General features: G+C 70.5%; 19 protein-coding genes. 8 read left to right on the plus strand and 11 right to left on the minus strand.

Translation table 11 applies throughout. The features are described 5' to 3' along the window. Window positions 1-31: 31 nt before the first annotated feature. The 3 genes from OG917_RS08730 to OG917_RS08740 all read right to left on the minus strand — a co-directional run bounded on the left by OG917_RS08730 (window position 32) and on the right by OG917_RS08740 (window position 3,239). Window positions 32-847 carry an ABC transporter permease gene (locus tag OG917_RS08730; RefSeq protein WP_443059063.1) on the minus strand — a complete coding sequence of 272 codons (816 nt, stop codon included), beginning with the start codon at window positions 845-847 and terminating at the stop codon, window positions 32-34. Between the two features lie 62 nt (window positions 848-909). Continuing rightward, window positions 910-1,881 (minus strand): ABC transporter ATP-binding protein, encoded by a 972-nt coding sequence (locus OG917_RS08735; protein ID WP_328321749.1) that lies wholly within the window; start codon window positions 1,879-1,881, stop codon window positions 910-912. A 98-nt stretch (window positions 1,882-1,979) separates the two neighbouring features. Further along, window positions 1,980-3,239 (minus strand): NYN domain-containing protein, encoded by a 1,260-nt coding sequence (locus OG917_RS08740; RefSeq protein WP_328316981.1) that lies wholly within the window; start codon window positions 3,237-3,239, stop codon window positions 1,980-1,982. A gap of 237 nt (window positions 3,240-3,476) precedes the next feature. Between OG917_RS08740 and OG917_RS08745 the strand changes: the two genes are divergently transcribed. Then, window positions 3,477-3,662, plus strand: coding sequence for a hypothetical protein (locus OG917_RS08745; protein ID WP_328316982.1), 186 nt, complete (start codon window positions 3,477-3,479; stop codon window positions 3,660-3,662). 90 nt (window positions 3,663-3,752) lie between these two features. Here the strand turns inward: OG917_RS08745 and dnaE are convergent, their stop codons facing one another. Further along, window positions 3,753-7,289, minus strand: coding sequence for a DNA polymerase III subunit alpha (gene dnaE, locus OG917_RS08750; protein ID WP_328316983.1), 3,537 nt, complete (start codon window positions 7,287-7,289; stop codon window positions 3,753-3,755). A gap of 146 nt (window positions 7,290-7,435) precedes the next feature. Between dnaE and OG917_RS08755 the strand changes: the two genes are divergently transcribed. From OG917_RS08755 to OG917_RS08770, 4 genes are all read left to right on the plus strand, one after another. Continuing rightward, a complete protein-coding gene (locus OG917_RS08755; RefSeq protein WP_328321751.1) occupies window positions 7,436-8,761 on the plus strand; it encodes a DUF2252 domain-containing protein in 1,326 nt (441 codons plus the stop codon). A 64-nt stretch (window positions 8,762-8,825) separates the two neighbouring features. Further along, entirely contained in the window at window positions 8,826-9,509 is a 684-nt protein-coding gene (locus OG917_RS08760) for a hypothetical protein (RefSeq protein ID WP_328321753.1), read from the plus strand. Between the two features lie 47 nt (window positions 9,510-9,556). Next, entirely contained in the window at window positions 9,557-10,375 is an 819-nt protein-coding gene (locus tag OG917_RS08765; protein ID WP_328316984.1) for a thioredoxin domain-containing protein, read from the plus strand. Window positions 10,376-11,166: 791 nt separating this feature from the next. Then, entirely contained in the window at window positions 11,167-11,514 is a 348-nt protein-coding gene (locus tag OG917_RS08770; protein ID WP_328316985.1) for a hypothetical protein, read from the plus strand. A 490-nt stretch (window positions 11,515-12,004) separates the two neighbouring features. Here OG917_RS08770 and OG917_RS08775 read toward each other — a convergent pair whose 3' ends face one another. After that, complete coding sequence (locus OG917_RS08775) at window positions 12,005-12,574, minus strand: dienelactone hydrolase family protein (RefSeq protein ID WP_328316986.1); 570 nt, start codon at window positions 12,572-12,574, stop codon at window positions 12,005-12,007. A gap of 30 nt (window positions 12,575-12,604) precedes the next feature. Between OG917_RS08775 and OG917_RS08780 the strand changes: the two genes are divergently transcribed. Continuing rightward, complete coding sequence (locus OG917_RS08780) at window positions 12,605-13,705, plus strand: mechanosensitive ion channel family protein (protein ID WP_328316987.1); 1,101 nt, start codon at window positions 12,605-12,607, stop codon at window positions 13,703-13,705. Between the two features lie 68 nt (window positions 13,706-13,773). Here the strand turns inward: OG917_RS08780 and OG917_RS08785 are convergent, their stop codons facing one another. Then, window positions 13,774-15,360, minus strand: coding sequence for a Na+/H+ antiporter (locus tag OG917_RS08785; protein WP_328316988.1), 1,587 nt, complete (start codon window positions 15,358-15,360; stop codon window positions 13,774-13,776). Window positions 15,361-15,988: 628 nt separating this feature from the next. Here OG917_RS08785 and OG917_RS08790 point away from each other — a divergent pair. Beyond that, window positions 15,989-18,151 (plus strand): glycosyl hydrolase family 95 catalytic domain-containing protein, encoded by a 2,163-nt coding sequence (locus OG917_RS08790; RefSeq protein ID WP_328316989.1) that lies wholly within the window; start codon window positions 15,989-15,991, stop codon window positions 18,149-18,151. Here the strand turns inward: OG917_RS08790 and OG917_RS08795 are convergent. The 4 genes from OG917_RS08795 to OG917_RS08810 all read right to left on the minus strand — a co-directional run bounded on the left by OG917_RS08795 (window position 18,067) and on the right by OG917_RS08810 (window position 21,081). Further along, window positions 18,067-18,555, minus strand: coding sequence for a GNAT family N-acetyltransferase (locus OG917_RS08795; RefSeq protein ID WP_328316990.1), 489 nt, complete (start codon window positions 18,553-18,555; stop codon window positions 18,067-18,069). The genes OG917_RS08790 and OG917_RS08795 overlap by 85 nt on opposite strands. Next, window positions 18,552-19,499: an RluA family pseudouridine synthase gene (locus OG917_RS08800; protein ID WP_328316991.1), complete on the minus strand. Its 948-nt coding sequence runs from the start codon at window positions 19,497-19,499 to the stop codon at window positions 18,552-18,554. The genes OG917_RS08795 and OG917_RS08800 overlap by 4 nt, the downstream gene beginning before the upstream one ends. A gap of 38 nt (window positions 19,500-19,537) precedes the next feature. Continuing rightward, window positions 19,538-20,173: a signal peptidase II gene (lspA, locus tag OG917_RS08805; RefSeq protein ID WP_328316992.1), complete on the minus strand. Its 636-nt coding sequence runs from the start codon at window positions 20,171-20,173 to the stop codon at window positions 19,538-19,540. A gap of 62 nt (window positions 20,174-20,235) precedes the next feature. Continuing rightward, window positions 20,236-21,081, minus strand: a complete 846-nt coding sequence (locus OG917_RS08810) for a TraR/DksA family transcriptional regulator (RefSeq protein ID WP_328316993.1) — start codon at window positions 21,079-21,081, stop codon at window positions 20,236-20,238. A 557-nt stretch (window positions 21,082-21,638) separates the two neighbouring features. On the opposite strand from OG917_RS08810, the gene ileS reads away from it, so the two are divergent. Further along, window positions 21,639-24,782: an isoleucine--tRNA ligase gene (gene ileS, locus OG917_RS08815; RefSeq protein ID WP_328316994.1), complete on the plus strand. Its 3,144-nt coding sequence runs from the start codon at window positions 21,639-21,641 to the stop codon at window positions 24,780-24,782. A 270-nt stretch (window positions 24,783-25,052) separates the two neighbouring features. Here the strand turns inward: ileS and OG917_RS08820 are convergent, their stop codons facing one another. Next, window positions 25,053-26,348 carry a DivIVA domain-containing protein gene (locus OG917_RS08820; RefSeq protein WP_328316995.1) on the minus strand — a complete coding sequence of 432 codons (1,296 nt, stop codon included), beginning with the start codon at window positions 26,346-26,348 and terminating at the stop codon, window positions 25,053-25,055. Window positions 26,349-26,366: the final 18 nt, after the last annotated feature.

Below are 26,366 nucleotides of genomic sequence, written 5' to 3' on the forward strand. Positions count from 1 at the left end.
GCCATCGTGCCAGGCGGCCCTGTGTGCCGCCTCACCGGACCGCCGCCCGGCGGTAGGCCCAGGTCGCCACGGCAAGCGAGACGACACCGACCGCCGCGCAGACGGCGAGGTCGATACCGACCGCGGACCAGTCGGGGTGGTCGCCGAAGGTGCGGGCCAGCGCCTCGACCCCGTAGGTGGACGGCAGCAGATCACGGGCGTACGCGATCGGGCCCGGCAGCCTGCCTGCCGGGAGCACGCCCAGCAGCAGCGCCGCGGACATGCCCAACTGCCCGAGCAGGGTGGCCAGTTCCTGGCGCGGCGCGAGCAGTCCCAGGGCCGCGCCGAGCCCGGCGAGCGCCGCTCCCGCGAGCGGGACGACGGCGGCGAGGACCCACAGGTGCGCCAGCGGAAGCTGGAAGAGCACGGACCCGGCGACGGCGGTGACCACGGTGCCGGGCACGGTGAAGGAGGCGTACGCACCGGCGGTTCCCAGCACCACGGAAGCGGGCGGCACCGGCAGCGTCGCGTAGTGGTCGAGTCCCCCGCTGGCGCGCAGCTGCCCGAAGTACTGCGCAAGCAGATTGAGCGCGACGAACGCCACGACGAGCACGGTCGAGCCCGCCACCACGGCGCGCGCCTCGTCACCCCCGTCGACGACCCCGCGCATCAGGATCATGATCCCGACGGACTGGAAGGTCGCCACGAAGAGCAGCGGGATACGCGCCACCCTGGCCCGCGAGAGCTGGGCACGGTAGACGGCCGCGAGCGCGGGCAGCAGCCGGGCCCGCGGCGCGAGCGGCTCGGCCACCGTGACCGCACCGTCGTCGGGTCCCGAAGGTTCGCCTGAGCTCCCGGAACCGGGCAGGCCCGGCTCACTGCGGGCCGGGGCCCCCGGATACGGCTGCGACTGTGCGGACACCACTGCGGTCACGCCTTCACCAGCCCTTTCGTACGGCCGCCCAGCGCCATGTAGACGTCCTCCAGGCTCGGTGTGGACAGCGTGAAGTCGTCGAGCGCGGTGAAGGCGGGGCCGCCGGTCACCGCGGCGACGGCGGCCCGCGCCTCGTCGGGCGCCAGGCGCAGCACCCAGCGGCGTCCGGACTCCTGCGCGGACTCGCGCAGCGCCGCGACCTCGGGGATGTCGAGCGGCGCCCGCTCACGCCAGACCAGCTCGACCCGGACCTCTCCCGCGACCTGGGCCTTCAGCCCGGCCGGGGTGTCGCAGGCGATCACCCGGCCGCGTTCGATGACGGCGACCCGGTCGAGCACGGTCTCGGCCTCGATGACGTTGTGGGTGACGAGCAGGACGGTCGCACCGCGTTCGGCCCGGCGCCGGTCGACCGCGGCCCACACCGCACGCCGTGCGACGGGGTCCATTCCGGTGGTGGGCTCGTCGAGCACGAGCAGCGAGCGGTCGCCGACGAGCGTCGCGGCGAAGCAGGCGAGCCGGCGCTGACCGCCGGAGAGCTTCCTGAGCGGCCGTCCGGCGAGCTCGGTGATCCCCAGCTCCTCCAGCACGGCGTCCCGCTCACGGCGGGCGTCCGGCACGGAGAGGCCCCGCAGCCGTCCGGTGGTCTCCGCGGCCAGGGAGACGGTCAGTTCGTCGAGTGCGCTGGACTCCTGGCCCAGGTACCCGAGCAGCCGGGCGGCGCGTTCGGGGTGGCGTACGAGGTCGTGGCCGAGCACCTCGACGCGGCCCGAGTCGGGCCGCATCAGTCCGGTGAGCTGGCGTACGAGGGTGGACTTGCCCGCACCGTTCGGTCCGAGCAGTCCGAAGATCTCGCCCCGGCGGACGGTCAGCGAGATACCGTCGGTGGCCCGCACCTCGGGCGTGCCGGGAGTGCCCCGCCTGCCGCGCGCGGCCGGGTACGTCTTCACCAGCTCGCGCACCACGCACACATTGCCCGTACTCACGAGGGACGAGCCTACGGGGTTGAGCGGCTTCCGAGGGCGCCGGGGCCGGTTGGGCCGCCTCCCGCGGCGGCCGTCCGCACGGGTCAGCGTCCCGGCTGCTCCCCGGCCGGCGCGGGCTCCGCGGCCCGTACGTCGATCTCCCGCCAGAATCCGGCCCTGATCGCGTAGCGGTCGTGCTCGTCGATCTGGTCGTCCTTGTGGGCGAGCAGCCCGAACCGTGCCGCGTACCGCAGCACCTCACCGTCGATCCGGTGCGGGATCCGCGGATACATGGCCGACAGCTTCTGCACATGGCCCGGGTCGGGAAGCCGCTCCATCCACCGCCTGGCGAAGACCTGCCCGACCTCGAAGGGGTCGCCGCCGACGGTGGTGATGTCCTCCTCGCGGTCCGCCCAGCGCTGCTCCGCCGTGGTGAGCTGGGCGAGCGTCGGCAGGGACGCCGTCTCCGCCGGCTCACCGGCCTGGCCGCCGGGGCGTTCGATCCAGCCGCGCTCCGACGACCAGCGCAGCGTCGCGCCGGCCGGGTGCTGGGCAGGCTGCGATCCGGGGCCGCGCAGGCCCGCGAGGTCCTTGGGCGTGGGCACGGCCCCCTTGGCCGCCGCGTGCTCGTGCTCCTCGTCGGCCTGCTGCTGCCCGGCGGCGTCCTGTGCCGCGATGCTGTGCACGGCGGCGGCCCGCGCCGCCCGCTCGGCGGACGCGGCGAGCGCCGACTCGGGCAGCGGGGCGGAGAGGATCGCGGCGATCTCCGGGCGGGGAGCGGGCGACGGCGCACAGACCCCGCCGGCCTCCTTGGCCCGTACCGCCTTGGTGATCCAGGCGCGGTCCAGCACCCGGCGCTCGTCGGCCTCCGCGACCAGGTCCTCCGACTGGTTGTAGTCCCCGTCGGCCGCCTGGACGGCCCACAGGTGGACGGCGACGCCGTGCTCCTTCGCGGACATCAGCCCCGGCAGCAGATCCCCGTCACCGGTGACCAGCACAATGTCCGAGCAGGCGCGATTTCTGGCCAGCTCGGTCAGCTCCGCGTGCATCGCGGCGTCGACACCCTTCTGCGCCCAGCGGCCGTCGCTCCTGGTCAGCGCGCCCAGCCGGACGGTCACCCGCGGCATCACCCGCAGCCGCCGGTGTTCCGGCTGCGGCACCCGGTCCGGGGCGCCGTCGAACCAGTAGATCCGCAGCAGCGGCTGCTCCGTGTCGCTCTCGGCGCGCTCGCGCAGCCCCTGGATGAGTGCCGCGTGGTCGACAGTGATGCGGGAGCGGGCCGGCTCTCCTGCGAGGAGACTCGCGGCGGCGCCCAGCAGGTATCCGGCGTCCACCAGGACGACGCAGCGGTCCACGCGATCCACCCTCTTTCGGGTACCTCGGGAGAAGGGGAAGTGCTTCGGGTTCCTTCGAGTCTGCCCGACCGCAGGAGGGTTAACGGCCGGAACTCGATCATCGGCGTGGCGCAACGTGAAGTTGGTCCGAAGTGCCGTGGGACAAGGCTTCATTACGCACGGTAATGATCCAAAATGCGGCAGCTTGTGCGATATGTGAATCTGGTCGCGGCCCTGGCCCCTAGTCCCCCTCAAGGAGGCATCACCATGGCCAAGCACAAGAACCGGAACAAGCACGACAGTCCGCAGGACCGTTCGTCCGCTGCCAGGAGCAGCGGCGAGGAGTCACAGTCCGGCTCGTTCGAGTCGCAGAATCAGTCCCAGCCGCAGTCGATGCCGGGCAGCCCGTCCGATGTTGCCCGCAAGCACCAGAAGCGCTTCGGTCACAACTGATCTTCACCGTAATGATGTTCGAGGGGCGCACCGTGCACGGCGCGCCCCTCGGTCGGCACCCGGACGCCCCCGGGCAGCCCGGCCGGCCGGTCAGCCCGCCAGGCAGGCCGGACCGAGCAGCACCTTCAGATCACCGAAGAGCGCCGGATCGGGCTGCACCCGGTGCCGGTCGAGCCGGAGCACGGTGGTCTTGCGGGAACCCTGGAGCTTGATCCGCACCTCGGAGTTGCCCCGGTGGTGCGAGAGGATCTCACCGAGCCTGCTGACCATCGGCGGGGTGACCTTCACGGTGGGAATGGTGATCGTCACGGGGGCGTTGGTCCCGGCCGACGACAGGTCGGGGACCTGCATCTCCATCGCCACCAGCCGGGGGATGTCCTCGCGCTTGTCGAGCCTGCCCTTGATGAACACCACGGTGTCCTCGACCAGCTGGGTCGAGACGAGCTGGTAGGTGGCCGGGAAGAACATGCACTCGATGGTGCCCGCCAGGTCCTCGACGGTCGCGATGGCCCAGGCGTTGCCCTGCTTGGTCATCTTCCGCTGGAGGCCGGAGATGATGCCGCCGATGGTCACCACGGCGCCGTCCGCGTGCTCCCCGCCGGTCAGCTGGGCGATGGCGGCGTCGCTCTTGTCCGAGAGCACGTGCTCCAGACCGAAGAGCGGGTGGTCGGAGACGTAGAGCCCGAGCATCTCCCGCTCCTGCGCGAGCAGATACGACTTCTCCCACTCGATGTCGGAGAACTCCACATCGAGCCCGAAGCCCGGTTCGGAGCTGTCCTCCTCGCCGCCGCCGAAGAGGTCGAACTGCCCCTCGGCCTCCTTGCGCTTCACCGCGACCACATTGTCGATCATCGGCTCGAAGTGCGCGCTGAGCCCCTTGCGGGTGTGGCCCATCTCGTCGAAGGCGCCCGCCTTGATGAGCGATTCGGTGGTGCGCTTGTTGCAGGCCACGGCCTCGACCTTGTCGAGGTAGTCGGGGAAGGAGCTGTACTTTCCCTTGGCCTTGCGGGAACGGATGATCGACTCCACCACGTTCGTACCGACGTTGCGGACGGCGGAGAGGCCGAAGAGGATCACGTCGTCGCCCTGGGCCGCGAAGTTGGACTCCGACTCGTTCACATTGGGCGGCAGCACCTTGATGCCCATGCGGCGGCACTCGTTGAGGTAGATCGCCGACTTGTCCTTGTCGTCGCGCACCGAGGTGAGCAGCGCCGCCATGTACTCGGCCGGGTAGTTGGCCTTGAGGTACGCGGTCCAGTAGGTGACCAGGCCGTACGCGGAGGAGTGCGCCTTGTTGAACGCGTATCCGGCGAACGGCACCAGAACGTCCCAGAGCGCCTTGATCGCCGCGTCCGAGAAGCCCTGCTTCTTGGCTCCGCCCTCGAAGAGCACGAAGTTCTTGGCCAGTTCGTCGGCCTTCTTCTTGCCCATCACACGGCGCAGGATGTCGGCCTCGCCGAGCGAGTAGCCGGCGACGATCTGGGCGGCCTTCTGCACCTGCTCCTGGTACACGATGAGGCCGTAGGTGAGGCCGAGGACCTCCTTGAGCGGCTCCTCAAGCTCCGGGTGGATCGGGGTGATCTCCTGGCGGTTGTTCTTGCGCTCCGCGTAGTTCGTGTGCGAGTTCATGCCCATCGGGCCCGGCCGGTAGAGGGCCGAGACGGCGGAAATGTCCTCGAAGTTGTCGGGCTGCATCTGGCGCAGCAGGGAGCGCATCGGACCGCCGTCGAACTGGAACACCCCGAGCGTGTCGCCGCGGCAGAGCAGTTCGAAGGTCTTGGGGTCGTCCAGCGGGAGGGACAGCATCTCCAGGTCGACGCCCTTGTTGGCCTTCACCATCTTGACGGCGTCGTCCATGATCGTCAGGTTGCGCAGGCCCAGGAAGTCCATCTTCAGCAGGCCGAGCGACTCGCACTGCGGGTAGTCCCACTGCGTGATGGTGACGTTGTCCGTGTGCCTGACCCAGACCGGGGCGTGGTCGACGATGGGCTCGCTGGACATGATCACGCCGGCCGCGTGCACACCCATCTGCCGGACCAGGCCCTCGACGCCGGTGGCGGTGTCGATGACCTTCTTCACGTCCGGTTCGTTCTCGTACATCCCCCGGATCTCGCCCGCCTCGCTGTAGCGCGGATGCTTGGGGTCGGTGATGCCGCTGAGGTCGATCCCCTTGCCGAGGACGTCGGCGGGCATCGCCTTGGTGAGGCGGTCGCCCATCGCGTACGGATAGCCCAGCACGCGGGCCGAGTCCTTGATCGCGTTCTTGGCCTTGATCTTTCCGTAGGTGCCGATCATGGCGACCTTGTCGGCGCCGTACTTCTCGGTCACGTACCGGATGACCTCGACGCGCCTGCGTTCGTCGAAGTCGATGTCGACATCGGGCATCGAGACGCGCTCCGGGTTGAGGAACCGCTCGAAGATCAGCCCGTGCGTGATCGGGTCGAGGTCGGTGATGCCCATGGCGTACGAGACGATCGAACCGGCCGCCGAGCCACGGCCGGGGCCGACCGCGATGCCGTTGTTCTTGGCCCACATGATGAAGTCGGCGACGACGAGGAAGTACCCCGGGAACCCCATCTGGATGATGATGTCCATCTCGTACTCCGCCTGCTTCTGGCGGTCCTCGGGGACACCTCCCGGGTACCGGCGCTCCATGCCGACCCGGACCTCCTCCTGGAACCAGGTGATCTCGGTGTAGCCCTCCGGGATGTCGAACTTCGGCATCAGGTCGCGCTTCTCGAACATGCCGGAGGTGTCGATCTGCTCGGCGACCAGCAGGGTGTTGGCACACCCCTGCTGCCAGGCGTCCGAGGAGTCGATGGCGTACATCTCGTCGGTCGTCTTGAGGTAGTAGCCGGTGCCGTCGAAGCGGAAGCGGTCCGGGTCCGAGAGGTTCTTGCCGGTCTGGATGCAGAGCAGGGCGTCGTGCGCGCCGGCCTCGTGCGCGTAGGTGTAGTGCGAGTCGTTCGTCACCAGGGGCGGGATGCCGAGCTTCCGGCCGATCTCCACCAGGCCGTCGCGGACCCGGCGCTCGATCTCGATGCCGTGGTCCATCAGCTCCAGGAAGTACCGGCCCTCACCGAAGATGTCCTTGTAGTCGGACGCCGCCTGCACCGCCTCGTCGAACTGCCCGAGCCGCAGCCGGGTCTGCACCTCGCCGGACGGACAGCCGGTGGAGGCGATCAGGCCCTCGGACCACTGGGAGATCGTCTCCTTGTCCATCCGCGGCCACTTCTGCAGCCAGCCCTCGGCGTACGCGTCGGACGACAGCTTGAAGAGGTTGTGCAGGCCGGTGCTGTTGGCCGCCCAGATCGTCTTATGGGTATATCCACCCGAACCGGACACGTCATCGCGCTTCTGATGCGGCTGGCCCCACTTGACCTTGCGCTTGTTCCGCCGCGACTCGGGAGCCACATAGGCCTCGATGCCGATGATCGGCGTCACACCCGCCTTCTTCGCCGAATGGAAGAAGTCGTACGCCCCGTGGAGGTTGCCGTGGTCGGACATGGCGATGTGCGACATGCCCATCTCGTTGCAGGCGTCGAACATGTCCTTGAGCCGCGCGGCACCGTCCAGCATGGAGTACTGCGTGTGGACGTGAAGGTGCGTGAAAGGCGGCTTGGTCACGGGGATGCCTCCTGCGGGACGAGTGGGGGAACAGCGTTGGAGTCTACGTCGGCCCACCGACAGCCGAGGGGCACTCCGGGGTGGCTCCGTGCGTTGAGCCCGGTGGAACAGCTGTCCCATATGTCATGCACCTGGAGGCACACGCGATGTCGGTCCCGCAGTCCAGCGCCGAAGAGCGCGGCGAGCAGATCCTCGCCGTTTTCGGCACCGCGTTCGGCGAGCTCCTCGCCGCCGATCCGGCCGCCTTCCGGATCAAGTTCCGGAAGATGGCCGCCTCGGCCTTCGCCTTCTACCGCGGCGCGGCCTGCCTCTTCTACCGGGACCTGGACGAGCCCGCGGACGGCAGCCCCTATCTGGACGAGCGGACCAGCCGTGTCTGGGTCCACGGCGATCTGCACGCGGAGAACTTCGGCACCTACATGGACGCCAACGGCCGGCTGGTCTTCAACGTCAACGACTTCGACGAGGCCTACGTGGCCCCGTTCACCTGGGACGTCAAGCGCTTCGCCGCCTCGCTGGCCCTGCTCGGCCACGCCAAGGCGCTCAGTGACGACCAGATCACCGGCCTGGTGGAGACCTACGCCGCCGCGTACCGCGAGCGCGTCCGGGTCCTGGCCTCGGGCGCCCGGGACGACGACGTACCGCCGTTCACGCTGGACACCGCGGAGGGGCCGCTGCTCGGGGCGCTGCGGGTGGCCAGGTCGCGTACCAGGTTCGCGCTCCTGGACTCGATGACGGAGATCCGGGACCACGAGCGCCGCTTCACCGCCGACAGCAGCGCCGTCGAGCTCGACGCCGCGACGCGGTACAAGATCCTCGCCGCCTTCGACGGGTATCTGGAGACGCTGCCGGAGGAGAGTCTGGGCCGCCCCGACGCGTACCGGGTGAAGGACGTGGTCGGCCGCAGGGGCATCGGGATCGGCTCGGCCGGGCTGCCCTCGTACAACATCCTCCTGGAGGGCCACAGCGACGCCCTGGAGAACGACGTGGTCATCTACATGAAGCAGGGGCAGACCCCCGCGGTCTCCCGGCACATCACCGACCCCGCGGTCCGGGGGTACTTCCGGCACGAGGGGCATCGCACGGTGATCTCCCAGCGCGCCCTGCAGGCGCACGCCGACCCGTGGCTCGGCTGGACCGAGCTGGACGGGGCCGGACAGCTGGTGGCGGAGGTCTCGCCGTACGCGGTGGATCTCGACTGGTCGGATCTGGACGACCCCGGGGAGATCGCGGCTGTCGTCGCCGACCTCGGGCGGGCCACAGCCACCATGCACGCGGCCGCGGACGACGAGAGCGGCCACTCGCTGGTGCCGTTCTCGACGGAGCGGGCCATCGACGCGGCCATCGCGGGCGACGAGGACGGCTTCGCCAGGATGCTGGTGGACTTCGCGCACACCTACGGGGCGCAGACCCGGCGCGACCACGCGATATTCGTGGAATTGTTCCGCAATGGCAGGATCCCGGGCCTGTAGCGTCCCCGCAGTCTCACGGACCTTTAAGAGTCCCTTACCTGCGGTCATGGCAAACTCGGGGCCGATGGACATATCAGGGACGCAGCTCAGAGCGGTACGCGCGGCGCTTTTCACAGCGCTGGTCGTGACGCTCTCGACTGCGTCCCATGTGCTGCTCTCGCGGGTCCCCCTGCCACCGGTCACGGTGGCGGCACTCGCCTGCGCCGTCTTCGCCGCCGCCTTCGCGCTGGCCGGCCGCGAGCGCGGTTTCGGCGCGATCGCGGGTGTGCTGATCCCGCTGGAGCTCGCCGCCGACACCGTCTTCACCACGGGGCAGCACCTCTGTTACGGCGCGTCGGGCGGCCCCGTCGCGGGCGCGCTGCGCTCGGTCGGGGTGGACGTGCTCTGCGGCGGCCAGGTCGGCACACCGCTGGCCTCCATGACCGGCCCGGGCAAGGGTGCGATGACGCTGCCCGACTCCCCGGCACCGGCGCTGCCCTGGCTGCTGCTCGGAGCGCATGTGGCCGTCGGGCTGCTGGCCGCGCTCTGGCTGCGGCGCGGCGAGAGCGCGCTGGCGTCGGTGGCCCGCTCGGTCGGCGCCCTCGCCTTCCGGCCGCTGCTCGTCGCGGTGGCCGTCGCCGGTGCGTTCCGCGCCTCCGTACGGTGCGCGGCGCTCCCCGTGCACCGGCCGCGCGCCTCGCGCACCCTCCTCCTCGCGCACTCCGTGGGACTGCGCGGACCTCCGTACCCGGCTCCCCTCCCGAGCTGAGTACGCAGTTCCGCCCTGCCCGATCACGTCCCCCACGGAGAACCGCCATGAGTGCACGCAACAACCAGTCCAACAAGGCAGCGGCCCGCGAGCGGCTGCGCGCCGAGCGCGAGCGCCAGGCGAAGAAGGACAAGACCCGCCGCCAGGTCGTCGTCGCCGGGTCCATCGTCGTCGTCCTCGCGATAGCCGCCGGCGTCGGCTACGGCGTCATGCAGCTCAACAAGCCCTCCCACTGGGAGGCGGCCAAGGGCGACAAGGTCGTCGCGCCGAAGAACACGTCGGGCACCAAGGGGACCACGGTCGTCCTCGGCAAGGCGTCCGCCAAGAAGACACTCAAGCTCTACGAGGACTCGCGCTGCCCCGTGTGCGCAGACTTCGAGCGTGTCGTCGGCCCGACCGTGAAGAAGGACATCGACGACGGCAAGTTCAAGGTCCAGTACATCGGTGCCACGTTCATCGACGACCATGACAACGGCGAGGGCTCCAAGAACGCGCTGAGCGCCCTGGGTGCCGCGCTGAACGTCAGCCCCGAGGCGTTCCTTGAGTACAAGACCGCGCTGTACTCGACGAAGTGGCACCCTGACGAGACGACGGACACGTTCAAGGACGATGCTTACCTCGTCAAGGTCGCGAACACCGTGCCCGCGCTGAAGGGCAACGCGAAATTCCAGGCCGCGGTCAAGAACGGCACCTACGACGCCTGGGCGATGGCCATGTCGAAGACCTTCGACAACAACAAGGACGGCGTGACCGGCACCCCGGGCCTGGTCATGAACGGCAAGCAGCTCACCGCAGACGGCAAGGACACCCCGATCCGGACGGTGGCCGACTTCAACAGGGTGGTGGGCGCGGCTCTCAAGGCCTGAGGTAACGGGGAAACCAGTCTCCGCACAAAGGGCGGGCGAACCTTCCGGGTTCGCCCGCCCTCGCACATACCGGTCAGCCCGTTCGCCGCCACGAAATTCCCAGTGGGCCTTCACTTTCTCGTCTCCGGCCATGCCGTGAGGGCCGACGTCCGCAACCCGGACCCGGCCACCGCACACCCGTTCCGGCCCCTCGGCCGACTGCAACGCCCCACCGGCGCCGGCCACCGCGGACTACGGACCCGGCCGGCGTGATCCGCAACACCGTCCTTCTCGGCGGAGGCGTCCCATGGTGTTCGGGCAAGGACCTGCCGGTGGACGTCGGTACGTACTCACAGTCACCCTCGGCCGCTACGGAGTTCCTCGTCACCTCGGTGATCCCGATCGGCCTCGACGACATCGTGAGGGCCCCCGGCGGGGCCGGCTCCGCGATCGCAGCACCGATCATCAGTACCACCAACGGCACGTCCCCTGGGCCGACATCGACCCCACAGCTGCGGCGTCATCGGCATTGCCGCCGCACGTGCGCAGACGGACCACTCCACGCGACCGTGCCGGGGAGCATTCGCACCGCTCGTACACCGGCACACAGAAGGTCGAGCGGACCAGCGCCCCGGACCGATGGGTTCCGATTCATCTTCATCAACCCCCAGGCGCGCTGAGTGACCTGACGTCGAGTCACCGCTACGGCGTCGAGTTCCTGGTGCACACGGAATTCCGCCACACCCCCGGGGCGCGCTGGTAATATTTGCTGCATTGACGGACCGTCAATACGTACTCATGATTGGATTCAAATGGCCAGCCCCGCACGCATCCTGACGAAGTGCGCAGTAGTTACTGCCGCCCTGGCCCTCGCCGGGCTCACGTCCACCTCCGCCCAGGCGCAGGAGAACACAGCGGCAGCGGCCTACGTCAATTTGACTGTCCTTGACGTCCATGGCGCTCCCATATACGCGCAGCCCGTTTCTTCGTCGAAGAAATACCGCACGGACAAGTACAAGACGGTCGAACGGATTGAATGCTCCACCACCAAGACAGCCTCGGGGGCCCGGTGGTTCAGGATCTACGACTCGCAGCCGACGGCCTGGGTGTACTCCGGGCACTTCGAATCGCTGGTCCACCCGCCCAAGGAGTGCTTCTGACCTCTGGCCCTGCCGGGACTCGGGGATGAGGTTCCCGACGATCGAAACAGCCAGTAGTCGTAGCTGAACAGGCAGGCCCCGGCCGTCCGAGCAGGCGGCCCGGGTCCGCCGCCCGAGGCCGGTCAGCCGGACGAGCCCTTCCCGGTATCGCCTCGTGACCCGTTGTGACCGGACCGTGCGCACCAGGAGCAATGGAGCATCCCGGACCACCTCAGGGCCGCGCCACTGGAAGCGGCGGTCGCCCGGCCGGTGCGCTCACCCGGCGCGATGGACAGACCGCGCTCGTGACCGGTGCGGTCAGACCGGCCTGGAGGCAGCGACGGACGGCCGGTGCCGCGATACGCGGGCGGGTTGGATCCGCCGGATACCGGCGACGAAACAACGCAGCCCGAGCACCGCACACATGATCGAGGACGCTGCAGCGCGTCGCACCCGCACCCGGACCCGGACGATCGAGCGGGCCCACGACACGACACTGTGCGGCGGACCGCTACAGCGATTCGAGGAAGCCGAGTGCGACCCGCCAGGTCCGCTCGGCGGCCTCGGCGTCGTAGTCGGGCAGCTCGGGGTCGGTGTAGAGGTGGCCCGCTCCCGCGTAGCGGTGGACCTCCACATCGGCGCCCATCCGCTGCATCCGCAGGTACCAGGCGTTCAGCCAGTCGTCCGACTCGAACGGATCCGGGTCGGCCACGTGCAGCTGTACGGGCAGCTCGTCCACCGACGCACCGTCCGCGATGTCCGACGTGCCGTGCAGGAGCAGCAGGCCGCGCGCCTTGTCGTCGGCGATGGCCAGATTCTGCGCGAGCGAGCCGCCGAGCGAGAACCCGGCGTAGACGAGGCCCTCGTCCGAGTGGGGAGCGGCGGCCGCGACCGCGCGCTTGAGGAGCTCATCGGAGCCGAGCTCCTCCTTGAAGTCCATGCCCTCCTCGACGGTCCCGAAAGTAATGCCGTCGAAAAGATCGGGCACCCGGACTTGATGACCGGCTGCCCGCAGCCGGTCGGCCGCCGCGTGGACGGCAGGCCGCAGCCCGTACGTCGAATGGAAAAGGATGATGTTCACGTGGCCATGGTGCCAGCTACGGTCGGGAGCATGGAGACCGTGTTGCGTCCCTTGATCGTCATCGGTGGTTCGGTACTGCTGACGCTCGCGGTGGGCTGGCTGGTCGACCGCGCGCTCAGGAGGACCGACGCACGCCACCACGAGACCCCGCTGTGGGGACTGCTGCGGCGCTGCCGGGTACCGCTGCAGTCGGTGCTGATCACAGCGTTGCTGCGCGGCAGCTACCAGGAGGTGCGGCTCAGAGCGGTCGAGCACCACACCACCGGTATCGGGCAGATCCTCAGCCTGGTGCTGATCGGCTCCACCGCCTGGCTGGCCCTGCGGATCGCCACAGCGGTCGTCGACTCCTCGTACGCCCGCTACGCGGCCACCACCCGCGATCCGGCCAGGCTCCGGCGGGTCCGTACCCAGGTCACGCTCATCCAGCGGGTGGTGACGGCGATCGTCGGGACGGTGGCCGTCTCGGCGATGCTGCTGACCTTCCCCGCGATGCGCACCGCCGGGACCTCGCTACTGGCCTCCGCGGGCGTGCTCGGCATCGTCGCCGGTGTCGCCGCCCAGTCCACTCTGGGCAACCTCTTCGCAGGGCTGCAGATCGCCTTCGGCGACATGGTCCGCATCGGGGACACCGTCGTCGTGGACGGCGAGTGGGGCACGGTCGAGGAGATCACGCTGACCTTCCTCGCGGTGCGCACCTGGGACGAGCGCCGGATCACGATGCCGGTGTCGTACTTCACCAGCAAGCCCTTCGAGAACTGGTCGCGCGGCGGTGCGCAGATGTCCGGCACGGTCTTCTTCCAGCTCGACCACTCGGCCCCGGTCCCGCAGATGCGCGAGAAGCTGCGGGAGATCCTGCGCGAGATCCCCTCCTGGGACGGCAGGACCTGGTCCTTGGCGGTCACGGACACCACCCCGAGCACGATCCAGGTGCGCGCCGTGGTCACCGCGAAGGACGCGGACGACATCTGGACGGTGCGGTGCGCGGTGCGCGAGCAGCTGATCGCCTGGCTGCGCGACGAGCATCCCTACGCACTGCCGCGGATCTCGACCGCGCCGGCCGAGCTGGCGAAGAACAGCTGGGGACCGGACCTGTACAAGCACGAGCCCGCTCCCCACACGGGCCGGGGCTGAGGGACCGGGGCCTGAGGGGACCGGGGCCTGAGGGGACCGGGGCCGAGGGTCCGGTCCCGCCGAGGGCCCTACCGCAGGCTGCGCACGTCCAGGTGGCGCAGCACCCGGTCGACGATCTCCGGGTCCGCCCCCAGCTCGTTGCGCGCGGAGAGTACTTCGTGGCGGGCCGCCGACATCATCTCCCGCTGGATCCGCTGGACGGTCCTCACCCGCTCCGCCCGTTTCAGGTACGCGGCGTGCCGCTCCTCGTCGACCATGTCGGGGCTGATCCTGACCCCGATCTCGAACGCCCCGCGGGCCAGCCGCTCCGTGACGTCCTCGGGCAGTTCCTCGACGTCCTGGATCTCCTTGAGCCGGTGTCTGGCGGCCTTGGCGGCCCGGACCGCCAGGCTCCGCTCCAGTTCGCGCTCGGCGCCGGCATCCGCGCGGACATCCAGTTTCTTCACCAGCCAGGGCAGCGTCAGTCCCTGGAAGACCAGGGTGACCATGACCACGGCGAAGGCGATGAAGATCATCTCGCTGCGGGCGGGGAACGGGCTGCCGTCGTCCTTCGTCATCGGGATGGCGAGGGCCAGTGCGACCGACGCCACCCCGCGCATCCCGGACCACCACATCACGATGGTCTCGCGCCAGCTGGTGGGGATCTCCTCGTCGTAGTCGCGGAGCGTGTGCAGCTTCTTGGCCAGCCAGGTGGCGGGCAGCAGCCACACCAGGCGCAGCCCGACGACCACCCCGACGGCAGCCGCGCCCCAGCCGATCATCTCGGCGAGGTGTCCGCCGGCGGTGCCGAAGACCACATGCAGTTCGAGCCCGATGAGGCCGAAGGTCACCCCGGTGACGAGGGTGTCGACGATCTCCCAGAAGGCGTTGCCCTCCAGCCGGCCGCGTACGTCGTCGGCGTCGGCGGTGTGCTCGGCGAGGAAGAGGGCCGAGGTCAGCACCGCCAGTACGCCCGAGCCCAGCAGCTCCTCGGCCAGCACGTAGCTGAGGAAGGGCACCAGCAGGGTCAGGCCGATCTGCAGGGTGGTGTCACCCAGCAGCCCCATCAGCTTGTTGGTGGCCCAGCCGAGGGCGAGGCCGACCACCAGGGCCACCACGGCGGAGAGCACCAGCTGACCCGCTGCGACCGGCCAGGAGAAGGTTCCGGTGACGGCCGCGGCGATCGCCACGTGGTAGAGCACGATCGCCGTCACGTCGTTGAACAGCCCTTCGCCCTCCAGGATCGAGACCAGCCTGCGGGGCAGCCCGAGCGCGCCGGCGACGGCGGTCGCCGCCACCGGGTCGGGCGGCGCCACCAGCGCGCCCAGCGCGACGGCCGCGGCGATCGGCAGGCCCGGCACGATCGCGCTCGCGACTGCGGCCACGGCAGCGGTCGTCACGAAGACCAGCGCCACCGCCAGCAGCAGGATCGGCCGGAAATTGGCGGTGAACTGCCGCCAGGAGGTGCGTTGCACGGCCGCGTACAGCAGCGGCGGGAGCACCAGCGGGAGGATGAAGTCGGAGGGGATGTCGACATTCGGCACGAACGGGATCAGCGCGAGGCAGATCCCGCCGAGGGTCATCAGGACCGGGGCGGGCAGCCCGAGCCGCTCACCGATCGGTACGGAGACCACCGCTCCGATCAACAGCAGGAGCAGCAGTGCCAATTGGTCCACGGGGTGCCCTCCGGGGCTGTCGGAATCTCCGTCGGCATCGCTGCCGAGACCTGGATGATCAGTGGCCCAAGCGTGCCATGCAATACGCGCGTATCGGCCCAATAGCCCCGCCCGTACCGCTTCGGTCGTCGACGCGCTCGATCTTTCATCCGATGTATATGGGGTGCGGGTCTTCCCGTACGGCCAGAGGCGCGGGCACTATGCAGGGTGCATGGATTCAGGGACGAGGACAGCCGGCACATACCTGACCGGAGTTCAGATGCGCTCTCCCGCTCAACTATCTCCCGGTGGGGCAATTCCGGGCGCCCCGGCGGCAGGTAAAGGTGTATCGCTCCCTCTGGGCCGCCCGCCCCACGCGTCCGGACAGCCGGGCACGGGAGCCGCCCGCGCGACCGTCGGCGATCGGACCTTTCACCGGGCTTCGGAGCGCGCCCCCGCGCCGCCGGGATCCCCGGCTGGCGCGGCCGGGCCCCGGCACCGGCCGGTCCGGCGTCATCTGCCGGACCCCGCCGGCTCCGGGAAGGCCCGGGCCCGGCCCCTGAACACCCGCACCGCACCGGCCTCCGGGCCGGCCACCGCCCGCCGGACACCACGGGGCCCCTCCCCGCGGGGAACAGGAGTCACCACCGTGCAGGAGCTCTCCCGCAGACACTTCGCCGGTACGGCGGCGGGCGCGACCGCCTCGCTCTGGCTGGCCGGGTCGCGCACCGCCTGGGCCTCCCCCGCGGACGACTGGCCATCACCCCACGCCCCCGACGTGTACGAACGGACGGTCCGGGCCGCCGCCATGAGGTGGCGGCGGCTGCCCACCGGCTGGCAGGACGCCCCCTTTCTCGCCAACGGCCACCTCGGCGCCCAGCTCTACCGGGGCGCCGCCGCCAACACCCTGAAGCTGATGATCAGCCACACCGAGGTGCAGGACCAGCGAGGCCAGTGGCGCGGCGGCACGGGCTACTCCCGGCTGCCCGTCGGGTACTTCACGCTGACACTGGCCGGTGAGATCACCGCGGCCGACTGGACGCTCGATCCCTACGACGCGGAGCTCCGGGGGACGCTCACCACCGCCCGCGGCTCCCTCACCTTCACCGCGCTCGTCCAGAACGACACCGGCGCACTCCTGGTATCGACCCGGCCCAGCGCGGGTGAGGAGTCCGCCGCCTGGTCCTTCCACTGGCTCCAGGCCGCCACCACCCGGCTCATCGACAAGCCCGCCGACTACACCCCCAACCCCGCTCCCCGGGTGGGTGCGGGCTTCGTGGAGCAGCCGCTGCTGGCGGGGGGCGGGTGGACGACGGCCTGGCGGGAACAGCGCGAGGGGACCGGGCGGCTGCTGGCGGCGCAGCTGGTGTACCGCTTTCCCGGCGATGTACGGCAGGCGACAGCGGACGCCGTACGGGCGGTGGACCGCGCCCTTGCCACCGGACCCGACCGGCTGGCCGCCCGGCACCGGGCGTGGTGGCACGCCTACTACCGGCGCAGCTTCCTCTCCGTACCGGACAAGCGGCTCCAGGCCTTCTGCATCCTCCAGCTCTACAAACTGGCCTCGACCACCCGTGCCCAGGGGCCGACCCTCTCCGAGTGGGGCCCCTGGTACCCGGAGGTCGGCAACAGCTGGACCGCGGTCTGGTGGAATCTGAACGTCCAGATCGGGATGCCCGCGGTCAACGGCACCAACCACCCCGAACTCGACTCGGTGACCCAGGCGTTCCGCCGCTTCGAGAAGAACCTCTCGGCCTCGGTACCCGCGGCCTACCGTGACGGCCACAGCTACGCGCTCGGCCATCCCTCCGACTGGCAGCTACGGGCGGGCGACACGTACGACGTGGGTGTCCCCGGCTCGGACCGCGTCTCGGACAACTTCGGCAACCTCACCTGGGCGCTGCACAACGTCTGGCTCTCCTACCGGCACTCGATGGACCTCGCCACCCTGCGGGACGTGGTGTACCCGATCCTCGCCAGGGCCATCAACTTCTACGCCCACTTCCTGCACGAGGGCGGCGACGGCAGACTCCACCTGCTGACGACCCGGTCCCCGGAGTACGCCGACGCGGCGGACTGCACCTACGACCTGTCGCTGATCCGCTGGGGCGTCCGTACGCTCATCGACTCCGCCCGGCTGCTGCGCGTCGACGACCCGCGGGCCCGGCAGTGGCAGGACATCGCGGCACGCCTCACCCCGTACGCGCAGGACCCGGCGGACGGGGTGATGATCGGCAAGGACGTGCCGCTTGCGGACTCGCACCGCCACCACTCCCATCTGCTCTGGCTCTATCCGCTGCGCGAGAGGAAGTGGGACAGGCCCGGCGACCGGGACGTGATGCGGCGCTCGCTGGCCCACTGGACGAGCATGCAGAGCGCCTGGCACGGCTACAGCGAGGTTCTTGCCCTCGCGGTACATCGTGTTGGGCGTCATCCGGCAGTCGGCGACGGTGTTGCCGCCGCAGCGAGGCGGGCGAACCACTCACGCTCGACCACGGGATCTCCGGCGCGGTGGACGTACGGGACGGGCACGGCCGCCCGCTGTCCTGGTACGCGACGGGGCAGGGCCGGATCGCGGTACGGCTGCCGCGCGGCGCGACAGCGGTGGTCACCCCGCGCGGTGCTCCCGCCTCCCGGGGCCCGAGGGACGTACCGGCGAACGGTCCGGCCGAGCCCTGGGGGCTGCCGTCCTGACCCGGACGCCCGGCGCACGGCTCTGGCATACGGTCAGAGCGTGGCGTCCCCGACCGGACGGCGCATCGCCCGGTGCGGGATGCCCGCATCCGGGAACTCGGGTCCGTACGCCACATAGCCAAGACGCTCGTAGAAACCCAGCGCATGGGTCTGCGCGTGCAGATCCACCGCGGTCAGCCCGCGCCGGCGGGCCTCTTCCTCGATGGCACGGACCAGTGCGATGCCCACCCCCCGGCCCCGGGCCGCGGCGGCGACCGCGAGCCTGCCGAGCGAGCCGACGGCCGGCTCGCCGGGCCCGTCGTGGCCGGGCACGGCGGGCAGCAGCAGCCGCCCGGTCCCCAGCGGCCCGTCCGCGTCGGCGGCCAGTACGTGCACGGTGTCCACGTCGAGCGAGTCGTGGGCGTCGTACTCGATCTCGGCGGGTACGCCCTGCTCGGTCACGAAGACGTCCCGGCGGACGGCGAAGCAGGCGTCCAGAGCCGACTGGTCGGCCACCACCCGCACCTGGTACCCGGTGGTCATCGCTGTTCGCTCTCCGCGCGGATCGCCTCCAGCGCGTTCCGCAGGTCCTCCGGGTATTCGCTGCGGAACTGGACCCACTGCCCGTCCGACGGGTGCTCGAAGCCCAGGCTCATCGCGTGCAGCCACTGCCGCGTCAGGCCGAGCCGCTTCGCCATGGTCGGGTCGGCGCCGTAGGTGATGTCGCCCACACAGGGGTGCCGGTGGGCAGACATGTGCACCCGGATCTGGTGCGTACGCCCGGTCTCCAGCTTGATGTCCAGCAGCGAGGCCGCACGGAACGCCTCGATGAGGTCGTAGTGCGTGACGGACGGCTTGCCCTCGGCCGTCACGGCCCACTTGTAGTCGTGGTTGGGGTGGCGCCCGATGGGGGCGTCGATCGTGCCGCTCATCGGGTCGGGGTGACCCTGCACGAGCGCGTGGTAGCGCTTGTCGACCGTGCGCTCCCGGAACTGCTGCTTGAGCAGCGTGTACGCGCGCTCCGACTTGGCCACCACCATCAGCCCGGACGTGCCCACGTCCAGCCGGTGCACGATGCCCTGGCGCTCGGCCGCACCCGAGGTGGAGATCCGGTATCCGGCGGCCGCGAGGCCGCCGATCACCGTGGTGCCGGTCCAGCCGGGGCTCGGATGGGCCGCGACACCGACGGGCTTGAGGATCACCACGATGTCGTCGTCGTCATGGACGATCTCCATGCCCTCGACGGGCTCGGCGACGATCTGCACGGGGGCTGCGGCCGCGGGCATCTCGACCTCCAGCCAGGCGCCGCCGTGGACCCGCTCGGACTTCCCGACCACCGCCCCGTCGACCTGGACCTTGCCCGAGGCGGCGAGGTCGGCCGCCTTGGTACGGGAAAACCCGAACATGCGGGAGATGGCGGCGTCGACACGCTCGCCCTCCAGGCCATCGGGAACGGGCAGGGTGCGGATCTCGGGAACGGTACTCACGCGTCGAGTATGCCTTGCCCGGAGGTCCGGCCGAGCCGTCAGTCCTTATGGACGGTCCCGTCGGGGTCGAGGCCCTTGAACGAAAGCAGCACGATCAGGATGCCGCCGCAGACGATCGCGGAGTCGGCGAGGTTGAACACGGCGAAGTGCGCGGGCCTGATGAAGTCGACGACCTCGCCCTGGAAGGCACTGGGCGAGCGGAAGATCCGGTCGGTCAGGTTGCCCAGCGCACCCCCGAGCAGCAGCCCCAGGGCGACCGCCCAGGGAGCGCTGTACAGCTTGCGGGCCAGCCGGACGATGACCACGATCACCGAGGCCGCGACAATGGTGAAGATCACGGTGTACGCGGACCCGAGGCCGAAGGCCGCGCCCGCGTTCCGGATCGCGTCGAACTGCAGCAGGTCCCCGATCACCTTGACCGGGGCGTGGTGCTCCAGCCTGGCCACCACGATCGTCTTGCTGACCAGGTCCAGCAGGTAGGCGAGGACGGCCACGACGAAGAGCACCGTGAGCCTGCGCCTGCCCCGGGGCTGCCCTCCGGGGCCCGCCCCGTCCGCGTGCCGCTGCCCGGTGGCGGCCTCCGCGGAGGCCGCCTCCCCGGCCGGCTGCTCCGGTGCGGTCCCTGCCGACTCGGGAACGTCCGGCGTACCGATGATGCGCTCCGCCTCTGCCACGTGATTCCCTCGCCCTAGTACTGACTGAGGACGAGGGTACGACACACCGCCCGCCGAAGCTCTCAGTACCTGCGCTCCTGTTTCTGCTTGCACTCGACGCAGAGGGTGGCCCGGGGGAAGGCCTGCATCCGCGCCTTGCCGATCGGCTTGCCGCAGTTCTCGCAGAGTCCGTACGTCCCCGCGTCGAGCCGCTCCAGCGCCCGCTCGGTCTGTTCCAGCATCTCGCGGGCGTTGGCCGCGAGCGCCAGCTCGCTCTCCCGGGTGATGTTCTTGGTGCCGGTGTCGGCCTGGTCGTCCCCCGCTCCGTCGCCGGAGTCCCGCATCAGACCGGCGAGGGCCGTCTCGGCCGCCGCGATCTCGGCCCCCAGCCGCAGATCCTCACTCTGCAGCTCGGCCCGCGCGTCGGCGACCTCCTCAGGGGTCCAGGGGTCCTCCCCGGGCCGTACGGGCAGCTCCCCGGGGGCCGCGGGCGCGGCGACCCGGGCCGTGGACACAGCGGAGGCGGCATGCCCGCCGGCCGCCGCGCCCCCTCCAGCGCTCTTCTTCGCAACCACCGTCTTGGCTCCCGTCTGTTCCGCGGCCTCGGCCGCCCCCTGAGCCGCGGTCGCGGCCGTGCTGTCCGGCGTCCGGCCGGCCGGTGACGTACTGGACGCGTCCTCCGTGGCGGCCGCCTTCCCGGCTGCCGCCTTCCTGGCCGCGGTCTTCTTCGCTGCGGTCTTCTTCGCGGGCGCCTTCTTGGCGGGTGCCCTCCTGGCTGCTGTCTTCCTCGCCGCCGGCTTCTTCGCGGTGGCTTTCGCGGCGTCGGCCCCGTCCGCGGCGGCTCCGTGCTCGCCTGCCGCGTCCCCGGCCGTCGCCCCAGTGGATTCTGCGGACGCCGATTTCGATCCGGCGGTCTTCTTCGCCACCATGGCCGCGGCCCCTTCACATATTGTGATCTTGCTCGCGAGTCTGCTGGGACGATAAATCGACACCAGTCCCGCGGCAACGGGGCACGCCGCCGGTTCAGCCCTCCTCACGACCGGGACGAGCCCGGCCTCCATGCGTTGTGCCCAGCTCCCCGCCCGGTAATCCGCCATCCGGGAGTGCCCGTATTCCCGCAGGGCCGCGTATGGCCATTCGGGTCAGCGGCGGGCCGGGCCCGGCACGCGGGAAAACCGGTCGGAACCGGTCCGGGCAGGCCCGTACACTGGCCGCAGCGGAAGGCATGGACGGGACGAGTAGCGGCGCAGGCGGCCACGAGCGATCCGGGGACGGTGTGAGCCCGGAGGCAGGCACGGCGTGAAGATCACCCCCGAGCCGTCGGAAGAAAGCCCCCGGTCCTGTGGACAGGGGCGAGTAGAACCGGCACCGCGACCCCAATGAGGGGGCCACGGCACGACAGCCGGGGCCAAGGAGGGTGGTACCGCGGGAGCGACTGGGCTCTCGTCCCTCCGACGGAGAGAGAAACGTCCGTTGGAGGAGTTCGATGACACCGCCGCTGTACCGCCAGGTGCCCGCCCAGGTCGACCTGCCCGCCCTTGAGCACGCCGTGCTCGACTTCTGGCGCGAGGCACAGGTCTTCCCGAAGAGTCTGGAACAGTCCGAAGGACGCCCCGAGTGGGTGTTCTACGAGGGCCCCCCGACCGCCAACGGCATGCCGGGCGCGCACCACATCGAGGCCCGTGTCTTCAAGGACGTCTTCCCCCGTTTCCGCACGATGCAGGGCTACCACGTGCCCCGCAAGGCGGGCTGGGACTGCCACGGGCTCCCCGTCGAGCTGGCGGTCGAGAAGGAGCTCGGCTTCAACGGCAAGCAGGACATCGAGGCGTACGGGATCGCCGCCTTCAACGACAAGTGCCGTGCCTCGGTGACCAGGCACACCGACGCCTTCGCCGAGCTGACCACCCGGATGGGCTACTGGGTCGACCTGGAGAACGCCTACCGGACGATGGACCCGTCGTACGTCGAGAGCGTCTGGTGGTCGCTGAAGGAGATCTTCAACAAGGACCTGCTGGTCCAGGACCACCGTGTCGCCCCCTGGTGCCCGCGGTGCGGCACCGGCCTGTCGGACCACGAGCTGGCCCAGGGGTACGAGACCGTCGTCGACCCCTCGGTCTTCGTGCGCTTCCCGCTGACCTCGGGGCCGCTCGCGGGCGAGGCCGCGCTGCTGGTGTGGACGACCACCCCCTGGACGCTCGTCTCCAACACGGCGGTCGCCGCGCACCCGGACGTCAGCTACGTCGTCGCGACCGACGGCACGGAGAAGCTGGTCGTCGCCGAGCCGCTCCTCGAAAAGGCGCTCGGCGAGGGCTGGGAGACCACCGGCGAGCGTTTCACCGGCGCCGAGATGGAGCGCTGGACCTACCAGCGCCCGTTCGCGCTGATCGACTTCCCGGCCGACGCGCACTACGTCGTCAACGCCGAGTACGTCACCACGGAGGACGGCACCGGCCTCGTCCACCAGTCCCCCGCCTTCGGCGCCGACGACCTCAAGGTCTGCCGGGAGTACGGCCTGCCCGTCGTCAACCCGGTCCGCCCCGACGGCACCTTCGAGGAGGACGTCCCGCTCGTCGGCGGCGTCTTCTTCAAGAAGGCCGACGAGACACTGGTCGCCGACCTCCAGGACCGCGGCGCGCTCTTCCGGCACGTCCCGTACGAGCACAGCTACCCGCACTGCTGGCGCTGCCACACCGCGCTCCTGTACTACGCGCAGCCGTCCTGGTACATCAGGACCACGGCGGTCAAGGACGCGATGCTGCGGGAGAACGAGAAGACCAACTGGTTCCCGGACTCGGTCAAGCAGGGCCGCTTCGGCGACTGGCTGAACAACAACGTCGACTGGGCGCTCTCCCGCAACCGCTACTGGGGCACCCCGCTGCCGATCTGGCGCTGCGAGGACGACCACCTGACGGTCGTCGGTTCGCGCGCCGAGCTGACCGGCCTGACCGGCACCGACCAGTCGGAGCTCGACCCGCACCGCCCGTACATCGACGCGGTCACCTTCCCCTGCCCGCAGTGCGAGAAGACCGCGACCCGGGTCCCCGAGGTCATCGACGCCTGGTACGACTCCGGTTCGATGCCGTTCGCGCAGTACGGGTACCCCTACCAGAACAAGGAGCTCTTCGAGCGGCGCTACCCGGCGCAGTTCATCTCCGAGGCCATCGACCAGACGCGCGGGTGGTTCTACACGCTGATGGCCGTCGGCACGCTGGTCTTCGACAAGTCGAGCTACGAGAACGTCGTCTGCCTGGGCCACATCCTCGCCGAGGACGGCCGGAAGATGTCCAAGCACCTGGGCAACACCCTCGACCCGATCCCGCTGATGGACCAGCACGGAGCGGACGCGGTGCGCTGGTTCATGGCCGCAGGCGGCTCGCCCTGGGCGGCCCGCCGCGTCGGCCACGGGACGATCCAGGAAGTGGTCCGCAAGACCCTCCTCACGTACTGGAACACGGTGGCCTTCCAGGCGCTGTACGCCCGTACGTCCGGCTGGGCACCCTCGGCCTCCGACCCGGCGCCCGGCGAGCGCACGGTCCTGGACCGCTGGCTGCTCAGCGAACTAAACGCGCTGGTGGACCAGGTCACGCAGGCGCTCGACGCGTACGACACCCAGCGGGCAGGCAAGTTCCTGTCCGCCTTCGTCGACGACCTGTCGAACTGGTACGTGCGCCGCTCGCGCCGGCGCTTCTGGCAGGGCGACGCCGCGGCGCTGCGCACCCTGCACGAGGTGATCGAGACGGTCACCGGGCTGATGGCACCGCTCACGCCGTTCATCACCGAGCGGGTCTGGCAGGACATGGTCACCCCGGTCACCCCGGACGCCCCCGAGTCGGTGCACCTGTCCAGCTGGCCGAAGGCGGATCTGTCGGTGATCGACCCGCAGCTCTCGCAGCAGATGGCGCTGGTGCGCCGGCTGGTGGAGCTCGGCCGTGCCACGCGCGCCGAGTCGGGCGTCAAGACCCGTCAGCCGCTCTCCCGCGCGCTGGTCGCCGCGGCCGGCTTCGAGTCACTGACACCCGAGCTCCGCTCCCAGATCACCGAGGAGCTGAACGTCTCGTCCCTGGCTTCGCTGTCCGAGGTCGGCGGGTCGCTCGTGGACACCACGGCCAAGGCCAACTTCCGCGCACTGGGCAAGCGTTTCGGCAAGGGCGTCCAGGCCGTGGCCAAGGCGGTGGCCGGGACCGACGCCGCAGCGCTCTCGCTCGCGCTGCGCGGGGGCACCGCATCGGTGACGGTCGACGGCGAGACCGTCACCCTCTCCCCCGACGAGGTGATCATCACCGAAACCCCCCGCGAGGGCTGGTCGGTGGCGTCCGACTCGGGCGCGACGGTGGCCCTGGACCTGGAGCTCACCCCCGAGCTGCGCAGGGCAGGGCTGGCGCGTGACGCCATCCGCCTGATCCAGGAGGCACGCAAGAACAGCGGCCTGGACGTCGCGGACCGCATCGCGGTCCGCTGGTCCAGCACCGCACCGGAGACCAGGGAGGCCCTGACCGGGCACGCGGGCCTGATCGCGGACGAGGTGCTGGCCCTGGACTACGCGGAGGGCGAGGGCGGCACGGCGTACGGCGAGCCGTTCACGGACGAGGGCCTCGCCCTGACGTTCCGGCTCCACAAGACGGAGGCGTAAGCAGCCACCACCCCCGAGGGGCCCGGCCGGACCACCGGCCGGGCCCCTCGGGCTTTCCCCTCCGCCGGCGCCGCACCGGTCCCGCCGCAGGCGCCACCCACCGAACCCACCGCACCCCCGCCACGCGCATACGCCGTCGCACAACACCCCCGGCCACGCCTCATGCCCCGCCCTGTCCGGCCCGGCCCAGCACAAAAGGGCCGGGCCCCGGGGAATCCCCGGGGCCCGGCCCTCAGTCTGCCGACCGTCAAGCGCTCACCGCGCCTGCCGTCAGTTGTCGTCCTCGTCGATCAGGAATCCCCGCATCGGCGAAGGCGCCTGCTGCATCGGCTGCGGAGCCTGCGGCCGCACCGGTGCCATCGGCTGAGTCATCGCGGGCGACATCTGCTGCTGGCCGCCGTACGACGGGCCACCACCCATGGACGGCTGGCCGCCCATGGACTGGTTGCCGTTCATACCGTGCTGCGTGTGCCCCATGGCGCCCGATCCGGCCGTAGCCATCGAGGGCGACGGCGGCAGCGAAGCGGTCGCCGGGGTCCGCGGCGGGGCCAGCGAGTCGTCGGCCTGGGTCTCCAGCTGACGCAGCTGGCTCTCCAGGTACGACTTCAGACGGGTCCGGTACTCACGCTCGAAGCCACGCAGATCCTCGACCTTGCGCTCCAGCGTCGCGCGGGCGGACTCCAGCGAGCCCATCGCCACGCGGTGCTTCTCCTGAGCGTCCCGCTCCAGTGCGTCGGCCTTGGCGCGGGCGTCCCGCTCCAGTCCCTCGGCACGGCTCCGCGCCTCGCCGACGATCTTGTTGGCCTCGGAACGGGCCTCCGCGATCGCCTGGTCGGCCGTCTGCTGCGCGAGCGAGAGCACACGCGCGGCACTGTCGCCGCCGGGGCCCTGCTGCTGCATCTGCGGGGGACCGCCGTGGCCGCCCATCGGGCCGCCCATGGGGCCCTGGCCGAGCTGACCCTGGCCGAGCTGCCCCTGACCGCCCATCGGACCCTGCTGGCCCATCGGGCCCTGACCCATCGGACCCTGCTGGCCCATGGGGCCCTGGCCGAGCTGACCCTGGCCGAGCTGGCCCTGGCCGCCCATCGGTCCCTGGCCCATGGGGCCCGGACCGTGCTGGCCCTGCGGACCCGGACCGTGCTGGCCCTGGGGTCCCGGACCGTGCTGGCCCTGCGGACCCGGACCGTGCTGGCCCTGGGGTCCGGGGCCGTGACCGCCAGGTCCTGCAGGCAGCTGCGGCTGACCGCCCGGCAGTTGGGGCGGACCCATCTGCGGCTGCTGCTGGACCTGCGGTGGACCGGATATGGCGGCGGGTACCGGAGCGTTCGGACCGCCCCGCCCGTCCTGCTGCTCCGGCGGCTTGCGCATGCCCTGCTGCTGATTCTGCGCGGCGGCACGCGTGGCGGCTGCCAGCTTGGCGCGCAGATCCTCGTTCTCGCGGAGCAGTCGTGTCAGTTCGGCTTCGACCTCGTCGAGGAAGGCATCGACCTCGTCCTCGTCATAGCCTTCTCGGAGGCGGACGGTCGTGAACTGCTTGTTCCGCACGTCCTCGGGGGTCAGCGGCATCTCTTCTTCACCTCTACG

This window comes from Streptomyces sp. NBC_00388 (genome assembly GCF_036061255.1).
In the GTDB taxonomy this organism is placed as follows: domain Bacteria; phylum Actinomycetota; class Actinomycetes; order Streptomycetales; family Streptomycetaceae; genus Streptomyces.

Coding starts and splice junctions, on each gene's coding strand:
- OG917_RS08810 (WP_328316993.1), bottom strand. CDS start 21,081: ATGGTGGCGAAGAAGACCGCCGGATCGAAATCGGCGTCCGCAGAATCC.
- OG917_RS08795 (WP_328316990.1), bottom strand. CDS start 18,555: ATGACCACCGGGTACCAGGTGCGGGTGGTGGCCGACCAGTCGGCTCTG.
- OG917_RS08770 (WP_328316985.1), top strand. CDS start 11,167: ATGGCCAGCCCCGCACGCATCCTGACGAAGTGCGCAGTAGTTACTGCC.
- OG917_RS08820 (WP_328316995.1), bottom strand. CDS start 26,348: ATGCCGCTGACCCCCGAGGACGTGCGGAACAAGCAGTTCACGACCGTC.
- OG917_RS08760 (WP_328321753.1), top strand. CDS start 8,826: ATGGACATATCAGGGACGCAGCTCAGAGCGGTACGCGCGGCGCTTTTC.
- OG917_RS08765 (WP_328316984.1), top strand. CDS start 9,557: ATGAGTGCACGCAACAACCAGTCCAACAAGGCAGCGGCCCGCGAGCGG.
- ileS (WP_328316994.1), top strand. CDS start 21,639: ATGACACCGCCGCTGTACCGCCAGGTGCCCGCCCAGGTCGACCTGCCC.
- OG917_RS08755 (WP_328321751.1), top strand. CDS start 7,436: ATGTCGGTCCCGCAGTCCAGCGCCGAAGAGCGCGGCGAGCAGATCCTC.
- OG917_RS08780 (WP_328316987.1), top strand. CDS start 12,605: ATGGAGACCGTGTTGCGTCCCTTGATCGTCATCGGTGGTTCGGTACTG.
- OG917_RS08745 (WP_328316982.1), top strand. CDS start 3,477: ATGGCCAAGCACAAGAACCGGAACAAGCACGACAGTCCGCAGGACCGT.